This is a genomic window from Cohnella luojiensis (assembly GCF_004564235.1).
GTDB classification, from domain to species: domain Bacteria; phylum Bacillota; class Bacilli; order Paenibacillales; family Paenibacillaceae; genus Cohnella; species Cohnella luojiensis.
Genome location: NZ_SOMN01000006.1, coordinates 79,633 through 92,737, shown reverse-complemented (window position 1 = coordinate 92,737; position 13,105 = coordinate 79,633). Strand labels below are relative to the sequence as shown.

Sequence of the window (13,105 nt, the reverse complement as noted above, 5' to 3'; positions counted from 1 at the left end):
TAATTGCAGGCTCTTTTTTTTTCGAATTTAAGATCAATTGTTCACAATGGGTTCAAATAGGCATGATAAAGTTATATTACAATGATACAAGTGTCGATTGAGGAGGGAGCCCTAATGACAACAGTTTTAGTCGTAGATGACGACGAGCATATTCGCGAGTTGGTCCGGTTATATTTGGAGGACGAAGGCATGGCCATTATAGACAAATCGACCGGTCGGGAAGCTTGGGATTATATGAACCAACACCAGGTGGATCTAGTCGTCCTGGATGTCATGATGCCCCAAATGGACGGATGGGAGCTCTGCCGCAAGATCAGGAACTCAGGCGATTTACCCATCCTTATGATTACGGCAAAGAGCGAGTCCATTGATCGTATTAAAGGCTTCCAGCTCGGCACGGACGATTATCTGGTTAAGCCGTTCGACCCTATGGAGATGGTCATGAGAATCAAGGCATTGCTTAAGCGATACCGGATATCCACGTCTCAGACTATTAAGCTAGGGAATGTCGTATTGGATAAAAAAAGCTACCAGATCAGTTTCGAGGATAGCGGCCAAACGACAACGATTCCGTTAAAAGAATTCGAGCTGCTCTACAAGCTGGCCAGCTACCCCGGAAAGCTCTTCACTCGGGATATGCTAATCGATCAGATTTGGGGTTATGAATACGAAGGCGATATGCGTACGATCGATACCCATATCAAGAGGTTAAGGGAACGGTTTGCGTGTTACGGCGACGAATTCAGAATCGTGACGTTAAGAGGACTTGGCTATCGATTAGAGGTGCGCCATGATTAAATCACTGTACGTACGCGTCATCCTTACTTTCTTGGGAACCATTATGATCAGCCTGTTCCTTTCTTTTTTCGTTATGAACTGGCTTTACATAAAGGAGCTTAAGACACTGATTCAGAATGATTTGATATCCGGCGGCAAAACCATCATTCAGTCCTATCGGGAATCGTACCCGAACAATCAAGAATCGCTGATGAAAGGGATTAAAGCACTTCCTATCTATTCCATTAATATTTATAACGCGGAAGGGAAGCTGCTTCACGAGAACCTGATCACTAACAATAAGCGGATTACGATAAACGAACAATCCCTTCATTACGTTCTAAACGGGGGAGTGTACCGAGCTAATACTGAAAAAGGGCCAGAGCAAATGGTTGTCGGGCTGCCCTTTACTATTAACGGGGAGTCTTACGCATTATTCATTACTCCGCAGTTCCACGTATTCTTTTCAAAGATCGCCGAATTATACCGTACGCAGCTGCTTATTATTATGATTGCCGGCAGTATCCTCATTGTTATAGCTGCGAGATTTATCGTGAGACCCCTCCAACTGCTGACGAGAGCGGCTAGGAAAATGGCCAAAGGCGATTTCCGAATTACGTTAAGAACGGGACGTAAAGACGAGATCGGGCAGTTGACCTCCAGCTTTAACGAAATGGCGAAAGAGCTTGGCATGCTCGAGAAGACGAGGCAGCAATTCGTGTCCAATGTTTCCCATGAGATCCAGTCTCCGCTCACCTCCATCAAAGGATTCACGCAAGCGCTCATCCATAAGAAAATGGACGAGGAAAGCCGGAATCGCTTGCTAACGATTATCGCGGAAGAAAGCGATCGCCTGTCGCGATTATCCACAGACTTGCTTCAACTATCTTCCCTTGAATATGAGCATCTTACCCTTCAGAAGCGGGAATATCGATTGGATGAGCAGCTTCGTAAAGTCGTAATCGCCTATGAACCCCAATGGATGTCCAAAGATCTCCGAATTGATCTTGAACTAGAGGAGCTTCGCATCATGGGGGACGAGGATAAGCTTGTTCAATTATGGAACAATTTGCTAAGCAACAGTATTAAATTTACTGATCCGGGTGGTTCCATACGCATGGAGGCGAAGGAGAACGGGGATCGGATTACGGTTTCAATCGCGGACAGCGGGCAGGGGATACCCGAAGAGGAATGGGCGTCTATTTTCAAACCTTTCTATAAAGTAGACAAGTCCAGAACCCGAAAAATAGCCGGCAGCGGTATTGGACTTTCAATCGTAAGAAGAGTCATTGATCTTCACTATGGCGATATTCAGGTGTCGAGCCAGCCAGGGCAAGGGACAACGTTCACGATCTCGTTCCCTCGTTAACATCTCTCCGATCCGAATTTGTAATCTCCAGTTCACAGAGAGGACAAACAAGGATTATATACTTCTCTCATAAAGAGAGGAGAGATTCATGTGAACGCGTTAAGTAAATTTAGTCTGAAGAATGGGGTAGCCGTCGTTATTCTCAGTATTCTGGTACTGGGGTACGGATTCTATTCCGCTACCCAGATCAAGCAGCAAACGTTTCCCGACATTGAATTCCCGGCCGTATTCGTCCAAGCTGTTAATCCGGGGGCTTCCACGGAGGAAGTCGAGACAGAGATTACGAAGCCGATCGAAGACAGCCTTAAAATGATGAAGGGGTACGATTCGTTAACGAGTACTTCGTCGGAAAATGCAGCAAGCATTTTCATGCAATTTCCGTTCGGCTCGGATATGGATAAGCTGACCGGCGAAGTGCAAAGCGCTGTAGATGCTCTTGAGCTGCCGGACAAAGCGAACATAACCATACAACGGTTATCCGTCGGAACCAGACCAATCTACCAAGCTGCTATGTTTCCTATGGATGATAATACGCAAGCTTTGGCTGATAGACTAGAGAATGAAATCGTTCCGAAGATGCAGAAGCTGGAAGGCGTCGGCTCCGTTACCCTTAAAGGGATTAAAACCGAAGAGCTTAAAATCGTCGTGGACAAAGCTAAGGCAAATGAAATGGGCATTTCGTTAAGCTCCATTCAAAGCGCGATACAAGCGTTGGATTATGCTCTTCCGTTAGGCTCTATTAAGCAAGAAGAAACGACGATTCCGATTCGGCTGGTAGGCAGCGTTAACTCCTTGGAGCAAATCGAGAATTTACAGCTTAGCCCGGGGCAGCCTCAAGGACCAAATGCTCAAGCTGTGTCCGGATCGGGTAAAATCAAGCTTTCGGACATCGCTGCCGTTACGACAGTCTCTTCGCAGAATGAGATTACGCGTTATAACGGCAAACAAAGCTTTATTCTTGAAGTCATCAAAAATCAGGACGCAAACACGGCTGATGTTGCCAATGAAGTAAAGGACCTGCTCGCGACTTATCAGGATAAAGCCGAGCTGGACGTCCATGTTATCTTGGATCAGGGCAAAGAAATCGAGAAGTCCGTATCTTCTTTAATTGAAGAAGGATTGTACGGCGCATTATTCTGCGTCATCATCATTTTCTTGTTCCTCCGGAACGTGCGGGCGACGTTGATCTCCATCATATCGTTGCCTATCTCCATTTTCGCGACGATCGCGCTCATGGATCAGATGGGTTATACGCTCAATATTATGACTCTCGGCGGTATCGCGGTGTCGATCGGCCGAATCGTCGACGACAGCATAGTCGTCATAGAAAATATATTCAGGTGGCGGCAGGAGAAAGGCAATGAGCTTAAAGGGAAGGAGCTAGCCTACAAGGCGACCAAGGAAGTCATTAGCGCCGTAGGCTCCTCAACCTTAGCGACGGTAGTCGTATTTGCTCCTCTAGCGTTCGTTAGCGGAATCATCGGGGAGTTTTTCCGCCCTTTCTCGCTGGCCGTCGTTATCTCCATCGTCACCTCGCTTCTGGTCGCAATCATGCTTATTCCTGTGCTTGGTGCGAAATTTTTCAAGAACGTTAAGCCGCATAAAGAAGGAAGCAAGCTTTCGAACGGATTCGAGAAGATCATACGCGGGGCACTGAAACGTAAAGGCATTGTGCTTGGCTTATCGATTCTATTGCTTATCGGCTCTCTGAGTACGATTCCGCTTCTTGGAGTCGCGTTCCTGCCCGCCGATTCCGTTCCTACTGCATCGATACAGGTATCGCTCCCGGCTAAAAGCGGATTGGAACAGACGGATGCGGTGAGCCAGAAGGTGGAAAGCTACGTGAAGGGTTTAGATGGCGTGGAGAACTACCAGGTGTCCATCGACGGTTCCTCTACGGGCAATCCGTTCGAGGATTCCGGCGGGAAGAACAAAGCAACGGTAGCCGTACAGTTCGTTGACGGCACGGACATGGTTCAAGCGATCGACCGGATAAATGCCGAGCTGCCTGTGATAGTAACGACGGAAGTGCCGGATACGACGGTAAGCGTTAAAGAAGGAGCGCAAGAGGGATTGCCGACCGGCGACAATGTAGATGTTAGCTTGTACGCAAGCAACGTAGACGATTTGTTGAAGGCGGCGAAGCAGGTCGAGGACTTGATGCTTCAGAACTCCGACTTGAAGGATATATCCAATAACATGAACGATGTATCGCCGAAATGGGTGCTTTCGCTAAACCAAGCTGGCATCGATGCGAACGTGAACGCCTTTGCGGTTATGCAAGCCGTTAACGAGCAGTTGAAGCCTGTTGATGCGGGCACCTATCATTTAGATAATGAATTCAGGGATCTTACCTTGTCTTATGAGGAACAGATTAAGTCCAAAGATCAGCTAGAGAATATTGGCATAACGATTCCGGGTGGTGTTGTTAAGCTGAAGGAAATTGCCACGATTACGGAACAGAACGCGCTCATTACGGTTAACCATGAGGATGGGAAAACGTACGCGAAGATTAGCGGTACCATCAAAGGTACGGATACTGCGGCTATTACGAACAAAGTACAGCAGGATATCGAAAGCTTAGCGTTGCCAAGCGGCGTCGAAGTAAGCTTCGGCGGCGGGTTGGAAATGATTAACGAAGGCTTCGCGAGCATCGGGATTGCCATGGCTGTAGCGGTAGGTCTAGTATTCCTTGTTATGAGCATGACGTTTGGCGGCTTACTCACGCCGTTCATCATCTTATCTTCCCTGCTGTTTATTCCTGTGGGATCGCTCGGAGCGTTGTTGATATCTGGACAATCGCTATCGATGAGCGCTATGATCGGCATGCTCATGCTCGTCGGAATTGTCGTTACTAACGCGGTCGTATTGCTCGATCGTGTCGAGAAAAACCGTAAATCCGGCATTTCGATTACGGAAGCGATCGTGGAAGCATCAAAAACCCGTCTTCGTCCGATTCTGATGACGGCATGTGCCACCATGCTGGCGCTTCTCCCGTTAGCGCTATCCGGTTCATCCACTAGCCTGATTTCTGGAGGATTGGCCATTACGGTTATCGGCGGGCTCTTTACTTCGACTTTGCTGACGCTGGTAGTCGTTCCGGTCATCTATGAGATGGCTTGGAAAAAAAGAAAAGCGAAGGAAGCCGAAAATTTCTGATGTCCCCGCTGGTACCATAAGAAGTTAGTACTATACGCTTCGCGGTGTTCCCCTTATAATTGCCTTAATAACAGAAACTGTTAAACGCAATTATTCATAGGAGGAAATCACAATGGAAGATGGCCACTCAAGCACGAACCTGAATTCGAACCCGCAAGCAAGTCCCGCCCAGAAGCGCGCGAACAATTTCTACCGCCGCAGGAACACGCCGACTTACACCTTCATGGCCTGGGGTGCTTTCGTTCTCGCCTTCGGCTTCGAGTTTGGAGGGATCTACACCTTGGAGCAGCCGCTTTCCGTAAGAGGCTATTACGCCGCGGTTGCGATACTTCTGATTATTACTTCATTCGTACTTCAGAAGGTTATCCGCGATAACGACGAGGATGATTATCTCCGCGAGCAGAATGTTCACCACCGCAAGCGCAATACGTCGGCGTTCACGTTCCTGTCATGGGTCGGTTTCATTCTGGCCGTTGCCTTCGAATTCATAGGTTTAACGACGCTTGAAGAGCCATTCTACGTAGTCGGATATTATGCAATCGCAGCCGCGTTCCTAATCGTCACCAGCCTCGTGCTGCAGAAGACGATTCGCGACAACGAGGAAGATAAAATGAGCAACGGACCGTTCGAGGCATAATCCATATCCATTCCCTATGATTTACGGTGATGAATTCGTTACTGTAGATCATAGGGAATTTTTTAAGTTGTAGTGGTCGGAGTAAGGGAAGAGGAAGATTGTCTGATTATCAATTCGGAATCGACCTTGAATACTCGCTTCTCCGAAAAAACGTTGCCATTCATCTGATCGAGCAATTTCTCGGCGAGAATGGCGCCCATTGCGTATTTAGGCTGGTTTACCGTGGTTAAGGAAGGCGTAACGTATTTGCTTATCCGGTTGTTGTCTACGCCGACGACCGCCAGCTGCTCGGGAATTCGGATGTTATATTCCGCGCACGCTTTATAGACGCCGAGCGCCATTTCATCGTTTGCTGCGTAGACGGCGGTAAACTCTATTTTCTTATCGAACAATCTCTTCATGGCCTCGTATCCGCCGGGTTCGTCAAAGTTGCCGTTATCTATCCATTCGGGACGGAAGGGGATCTGATGCTCGCTAAGCGCCTTCAAGTAGCCCTCCAACCGTTCGTAGCTGTCTATCGCTTCGGCGTATCCGCTTAGAAACACGATTCGACGATGGCCTTGCTCCACTAAGTGGTGAATGACCTCTCTGGAAAACTTCACGTTGTCGGTATAGATACAAGGAATTCTCTCGTGCTCGATATATCGGCCGACGAGACCGATGTGATAACCCTTGTCGGAGATTTGGCGAATCTGTTCGTCGTTAAGCTGGGTAGCGATGAGAATTGCGCCGTCGATCGTCCTATCCATCAACAGATTGAGATATTCGAGCTCTCTTTCCTTTTGATTCTGCGCATCGCAAATAATGACTTTATATTTGTTGGCGTAGGCCATGTTCTCGATCCCTTTGATGATTTCCGAGAAATAGGCATTATTGATGTCCGGGACGATAACGCAGATCGTCATCGAACGTTGGGAGCGCAAATTTTTCGCCGCGGCGTTTGGATGATAGCCGAGTTGCTCGATAGCGCGCATTACTTTATCTTTGGTCTTGGGCGTTACGGCTGCATTTTGAGTCAATACCCTGGATACGGTAGCCGGAGAAACGCCCGCCTTCGCCGCAACGTCAATAATTTTAATGTCCATTTCATCAACCCAACTTTACCGAAAATGTATTTGACAATTGTGAATATGCTTTATTATAATACATGATGAAATCGATTTCAAACAATTCGGTGTAAAATGGTACATAAACAGGCGATATCATACGTAAATCAACATTTTTTAAAGAAATCGATTTCATCATCCGCTAAGAACTGATGCTGTTGAAGAAAAGAAGTCCATAAATATAGGACGAAATGAAAACGATTTCTTTTTGGTGGAAAGGAAGTTGCCCATGTCAAGACTATTAGTTGATTTACGTACAAACAAGGTATTGTGGCTGATGATCGTCCCCTCTTTGGTGTTTTTCGTAATCTTCAGTTATTTACCGATGATCGGCGTGTATTATGCGTTCACGAACTACAGCTTTGAAGGCGGTTTGTTCAAGAGCCCTTATGTCGGCTTTCAGAACTTTCAATTCCTGATTCAATCCGGACAGCTGTACGCATTGACCAAAAACACGATTTTGTACAATCTAGCTTTCATTTTCCTAGGAAATGCGCTACAGGTTACTTGCGCTATTTTCTTGAGCGAATTGCCGGGCAAGCTGTTTCGCAAGTTTACACAATCGTTTATGTTCTTGCCTTTCTTCCTATCCTTCGTCTTGATTGGAGCTTTCGTATTCAATCTATTCAACTTCGAGAACGGCGCGGTGAATACGTTCTTAAAGGGCATCGGCCTGCAACCTTACGACTTTTACTTACATACCGCGCCTTGGAAATACATCATCGTTTTTTTCAGCGTTTGGAAAGGTTTAGGTTACGGCATGATTATTTATTTGGCCGCCATCATGAGCATCAGCGACGAATATCACGAAGCTGCGAAAATTGACGGTGCCAACATTTTTCAAAGAACGAGGCACATTATTCTTCCTCTTCTAGTTCCGACGTTCGTGTTGCTCATTCTGCTTAGCCTGGGCGGCATCTTGAAGGGGCAGTTCGACCTGTTTTACCAGATCATCGGAAACAACGGAATGTTATTCGAAACGACGGACATTATCGATACATACGTTTACCGGTCCTTAACGGTTAACTTCGATATCGGGATGGGTACCGCAGCGGGATTGTACCAATCGGCATTCGGTTTAGTGCTTGTGTGCGCCGTCAATTACATCATCAAGAAAACCCGTGAAGATTATGCTTTGTTCTAGGAGGAGATACAAATGAAAATCCGTATGGAGAAGGCGACGATCTTATTTAATGTTATCGGATATTTGGTCATCTCCTTGCTAGCCGTTCTTTGCCTGCTTCCGTTTCTATTGATCATAACCGGCTCCGTTTCTTCGGAGATGGAGATCATCAGGGACGGCTTCAAGCTCATTCCGGATCAATTCTCGATAGATGCCTATAGGGCCATATTCAGTGATCCGAAGCAGATCTTCCAAGCCTATCAGGTAACGATCTTATTAACGATAGCCGGGAGCTTGCTTGGCCTGTTCTTCACTTCGATGGCAGGTTACGTCTTGTCCCGCAAGGAATTCCATTTCCGGAATCCCGTCGCCTTTATCATTTATTTCACGACGTTATTCAGCGGGGGTTTGATTCCATGGTACATCACGATCGTTAAATACTTGGGTTGGAAAGACAGCTACTTAGCTCTTTTAGTGCCTCCCATGCTAAGCGCATGGAATATCATCCTCATGAAAAACTTCATGAAGTCGATTCCCGATTCCATCTCGGAATCCGCGAAAATCGACGGAGCTGGCGAATTTACGATCTACCGGCGACTAATCTTGCCCCTATCGATACCCGGTCTTGCGACCATAGGTCTCTTCCTGGCCCTAGCCTATTGGAATGAATGGTTCTTGCCCAATATCTTTATTACGACGGAATCGAAATATCCGCTGCAATTCCTGCTTTACCGAATACTAGCCAGCGCCGCCGTCTTGAATACGAACATCGCCGGGAATTTATCGCCGGATTTCAAGCCTCCGACGGAGACGCTAAAAATGGCAGTGGCTATTGTCGTTACGGGTCCAATCGTCTTCTTATATCCTTTTGTTCAACGCTTCTTTATTAAAGGACTGACGATCGGTGCGGTGAAAGGTTAGAACCGGACAACCGGCTAACATATATCCATTAAATTCAATCGAGGGGGAAAGTGTATGAACAGAAAGTATGCCCGATTTTTTGCCATCGTTCTTGCTCTAACTTTGTTTACCGCACTCATTAGCGCTTGCAGTAAAGAAAACAAGCCTGCCGCAGAATCGAAAGCAGCGGAATCGTCCGGATCCGAAACAACTCCTGCGGAATCCTCGTCCGCATCTGATCCTGCGAAACCGGATATTTCCAAGAAAGTCGAGCTTGTCTGGTATTTACTCGGCGATTCGCACGCTGACTCTCCTAAAGTCGTCGAAGAGTGGAACAAAATGCTCGAAAAGGACTTAAATACAACAGTTAAATTGAATTTCACGACATGGACGGAGTGGGCTACAAAGTACAACCTGCTGCTCACAACTGGAGAGAAAGTAGATATGATCTTCGCTTCCAGTTGGGCTGATTACTTTAAGTATGCTAAACAAGGCGCATTCCTGGACCTCACCGACCTGTTGCCAACCTATGCTCCTCAGACCTGGAGCACCGTTCCGGAGCAGGATTGGAGCGAGGCTAAGGTAGATGGCAAAATCTTCGCAGTCCCTGCGACATACCCGGAATTCACGCCAAACGGTATCGTCTATCGGGAGGACTGGCGCAAAGAATTAAACCTGCCCGAGGTCAAAGATTTGGATTCCATTGAAGCTTATATGGACGGCGTTAAAAAATCGAAATCAGGCGTAACGCCGATCGGTGGATCCGCTTGGAATGAAGTCAGCACGTTGTTTAAGGCCATAACCGGATTCGAAGCGATCGGCGGAGACGGAAATAGCGTCGTGGTGGCTAAATCCTATGACAATCCACGGGACATCGTTGCTTATCCGTTTACGACGGAATTCGCGGATTACGCGAAAAGAATGAAGACTTGGGCGAGCAAAGGCTTCTGGTCTTCCAGTACTCTGTCCGTTGAAACGGCGGCAGGAGATCTGATCAAAGCGGGTACGGGAGCAGTTTACTGGCGTAACCCTGCTGGAGCCGGCGGTTTCATCACGGATCTGAAGAAGACGAACCCGGAAATCGAAGTGGCTTACTTCCCATTTACACGAATCCAAAATTATGCGGTTCCTAACCTGTCCATTAACAATGGTATGGCTATTCCTAAGAGCTCGACAAATCCAGAGCGTTCGTTGATGGTGTTGGATAAGCTTCGTAACGATCCTAAATATTTCAATTTAATGACTTACGGATTCGAAGGTACTCACTATTCCCTTAATGCCGACGGCAAAACATACGTGGCTCCTCCCAAGGGCGTGGAGGTCGCGCAGGATTGGAAGAAATACGACATCGCGGGCTGGGGTTGGAGGTATGAACCGAATATGTTGAAGGAAGAAGGCAGTTGGGATGGATTCGATAAATTAACCGAAGAATTCAAAGCGATAAGCAGACCAAGTATCTTCCAGCCGGTCGTTCTTGATTACGAACCGGTTAAAGCCGAGCAGGCAGCTGTCAACCAAGTCTTCAAGCAATACGGGCAACCGCTGATGATGGGATTGGTCCCGGACGTGGACAAAGCTCTGGAAACCTACCGGAAGAAGCTTGAAGGAGCGGGCATCGATAAAGTGGTAGCTTATGTCAAGGAACAAGCGGAAGCTTATTATACGGAAAGAAATATCCAATAGTTTGTATACGGGGAGTGATGTCTCATCATCACTCCCCGTATATTATGGGTACAAGCAGAACTATAGCATGAGCGAACTAGATGTACGGGAGGAAGATTAGATGAGCCATACTGCAATCAAAGACGGCGTGTTTCATCTGGACGGGAAGAAAACCTTTTTCCTATCCGCGGATTATCCTTATTATCGCGACTCGGTCGATAACTGGGCAGATCGAATCGAGCAACTGAAGAGCGCTCACATCCGCGTCGTCAGCTTCTATGTTCCTTGGCGGCATCATGCGGTGAACGGCGGAATAGATTTTGAGGGAGCTACGCTTCCGAACCGTAATGTAAAGAGATTCATAGAAATATGCGCCGAGAAGGAAATGTACGTGTTGCTCAAGCCAGGCCCGTTCATCCATGCGGAAACCGATTATGGCGGACTTCCCGATTTCGTAAATCCCGACAACGATTCCGGAATCGATCCGATGCTTAATGGGGAAGGCGCGAAGCGGACGTGGCACCATACGCTCCCTGCTCCGACCGATCCTAAGTTCAGCAGCCTCGTTAAGATCTGGTTCGAGCAAGTAAACGAGCAATTAATCAGACCGAATACCTATCCGCGAGGTCCTATCGTTTCTCTGCAAATCTTAAACGAAGGCGTCTACTCGGATGCCCAGCATCCGGTCACGGAGTATGATTATTCGGTAACCTCGATCGACGCGTTCAGAAATTTCCTTGTGGAAAAGTATAAAACCATCGATAACTACAATGAATTGCACCGGACCACCGCTCGGAGCTTTGCCGAGATCAATCCTCCTTCTGAATTAAAGGAGATACAACATGAAGCAGGAGTTCTGATTTACTTGGATTGGGCTGAATATCAGTCCTATTATATGGAGAAGCTCTACTCGGGCTGGGGGGAGTATATCGATTCCGATTTGCCCTATATCTTAAACCTGAATCCGCCGCATGACCGCGCGCAAGGTTATGATGATTGGTTTAATCGCTTGGAGATCGAGAAGTTCACGAATCAGTACTACGGGTATACGAATTGGATCGGCGTAGTCTCGCATGACGAGTCCGCGTTCAACCGTTATCTGCTCCTGACCAAGCGGGGGCGAGGACCTAACCTAGAGGAAAATTGGGGCTTTTCCAAGTTATACGATTATCGCTATAAGTACACGGCTATTCCGTTCTTCCAGACTATCATGGCCGTAGCGGGCGGGGCTTCGGGCTACAACGTTTATACCGGAGTCAGCACCGACCAGTGGGATGACGGCATTGACTCCATGCAAGAAAAGCCTTATCCCGATTGTTCTCCGATCACGGAGAAGGGCGAGCTTACGCCCAAATATTATGCTATGAAACTGTTGAATAGGTTCTTTGAAGAATTCGGCAGCGATTTAATGGAGAGCCGGGCTTATTCTCCTTTGACATGGGGGATTTATAACCGTTACGCTCAAGTCGGATGCTGGGGAATGGAAGATGATCTTACGAAAATGGGTAGAAAACCGATTCACTTGGGTCGGAATGGCTTTGATCGTTTCCAAACGGTGTCCCGCAAATCGAATATCGATTACAAGCTGTTGAATCTCGCTTCGGGCGTGCCTTCAATCGATGAGCATCCTCTTATCGTCTTGACGGGCGGATTCTTCATGGAAGCCGCGGTTCAACAATATCTTGCGGAATACGTACGAATGGGCGGCAAGCTGTTGCTTACCCATGATGTGCCTGTACTCGATGAGAATATGCTTCCGTGTACGCTATTAATAGATCGACTATTTGCAGGGGCGCATCCAAAAGACGACACCTACAAAGTAGAAAAAGGAATCGTTGTTTATCGGGATCATAACTTGTTCGGCGAAGAGTCTGACCCGACTTCCGTTCTCGAGTTGCTTCTAGGAATGGATAAAGATTTATCTAGCCTTAAGTCAGATGCGCAAGTTTGGGTACACAGGCATCCTTGGAAAAATGCCGCTTATTATTTTATTCTTGGACTCGATGAGCAGGAGAAAACCTATCGGGTTAGCGACGGCAAATACGAGATTCTAATCGATCTGCCGAAGAAGTCCAGCGCAATCGTCCGTGTTGAGGATGGCAAGCTATCCGCGGGCGTCGTCAAGGGAATCCACGAGTTCGAGGAATCATATGTCGCACCCGCCATTCGGATGGGACATGAAACGCTGGAGGCCAGCAGTCCGTGCGATTTATTTTTTGCGATTCATGGGAATACGACGGCTTACGAGACCGCTTCGGATCGTGAGGGCGAGGTACAAGTCATCTACGAAGCTTAGACTAATTTCGGATACATAAATTACCTTGAATCAGCCCACACTGAGAACTAGTAAATTCTTGGAAATGGGCTGATGC

The 13,105-nt window shown here is 47.3% G+C and carries 9 protein-coding genes and 1 pseudogene; 9 read left to right on the top strand and 1 reads right to left on the bottom strand.

What is annotated here, in order from left to right; all coding sequences use genetic code 11:
* Positions 1-114 precede the first annotated feature (114 nt).
* The 5 genes and pseudogenes from E2980_RS07220 to E2980_RS07205 all read left to right on the top strand — a co-directional run bounded on the left by E2980_RS07220 (position 115) and on the right by E2980_RS07205 (position 5,942).
* Positions 115-798, top strand: coding sequence for a response regulator transcription factor (locus E2980_RS07220; RefSeq protein ID WP_135151472.1), 684 nt, complete (start codon positions 115-117; stop codon positions 796-798).
* Complete coding sequence (locus E2980_RS07215; RefSeq protein ID WP_240702919.1) at positions 791-2,146, top strand: sensor histidine kinase; 1,356 nt, start codon at positions 791-793, stop codon at positions 2,144-2,146. The genes E2980_RS07220 and E2980_RS07215 overlap by 8 nt, the downstream gene beginning before the upstream one ends.
* A gap of 90 nt (positions 2,147-2,236) precedes the next feature.
* Positions 2,237-5,305: an efflux RND transporter permease subunit gene (locus E2980_RS07210; protein WP_167747020.1), complete on the top strand. Its 3,069-nt coding sequence runs from the start codon at positions 2,237-2,239 to the stop codon at positions 5,303-5,305.
* A 223-nt stretch (positions 5,306-5,528) separates the two neighbouring features.
* Positions 5,529-5,693, top strand: a pseudogene (locus tag E2980_RS24580) (YiaA/YiaB family inner membrane protein); the annotation flags it as partial.
* A complete protein-coding gene (locus tag E2980_RS07205) occupies positions 5,670-5,942 on the top strand; it encodes a YiaA/YiaB family inner membrane protein (protein ID WP_240702923.1) in 273 nt (90 codons plus the stop codon). The pseudogene E2980_RS24580 and the gene E2980_RS07205, both read left to right, overlap by 24 nt.
* A gap of 62 nt (positions 5,943-6,004) precedes the next feature.
* Here E2980_RS07205 and E2980_RS07200 read toward each other — a convergent pair whose 3' ends face one another.
* On the bottom strand, positions 6,005-7,027 hold the full coding sequence (locus tag E2980_RS07200; protein ID WP_135151470.1) for a LacI family DNA-binding transcriptional regulator: 1,023 nt from the start codon (positions 7,025-7,027) through the stop codon (positions 6,005-6,007).
* Positions 7,028-7,277: 250 nt separating this feature from the next.
* Here E2980_RS07200 and E2980_RS07195 point away from each other — a divergent pair, with 250 nt between their 5' ends.
* The 4 genes from E2980_RS07195 (at position 7,278) to E2980_RS07180 (ending at position 13,029) form a co-directional block, all read left to right on the top strand.
* Complete coding sequence (locus E2980_RS07195; RefSeq protein ID WP_135151469.1) at positions 7,278-8,192, top strand: ABC transporter permease; 915 nt, start codon at positions 7,278-7,280, stop codon at positions 8,190-8,192.
* Positions 8,193-8,204: 12 nt separating this feature from the next.
* Positions 8,205-9,092: a carbohydrate ABC transporter permease gene (locus E2980_RS07190; protein WP_135151468.1), complete on the top strand. Its 888-nt coding sequence runs from the start codon at positions 8,205-8,207 to the stop codon at positions 9,090-9,092.
* 54 nt (positions 9,093-9,146) lie between these two features.
* Complete coding sequence (locus E2980_RS07185) at positions 9,147-10,754, top strand: extracellular solute-binding protein (RefSeq protein WP_135151467.1); 1,608 nt, start codon at positions 9,147-9,149, stop codon at positions 10,752-10,754.
* Positions 10,755-10,854: 100 nt separating this feature from the next.
* A complete protein-coding gene (locus E2980_RS07180; RefSeq protein WP_135151466.1) occupies positions 10,855-13,029 on the top strand; it encodes a beta-galactosidase in 2,175 nt (724 codons plus the stop codon).
* Positions 13,030-13,105: the final 76 nt, after the last annotated feature.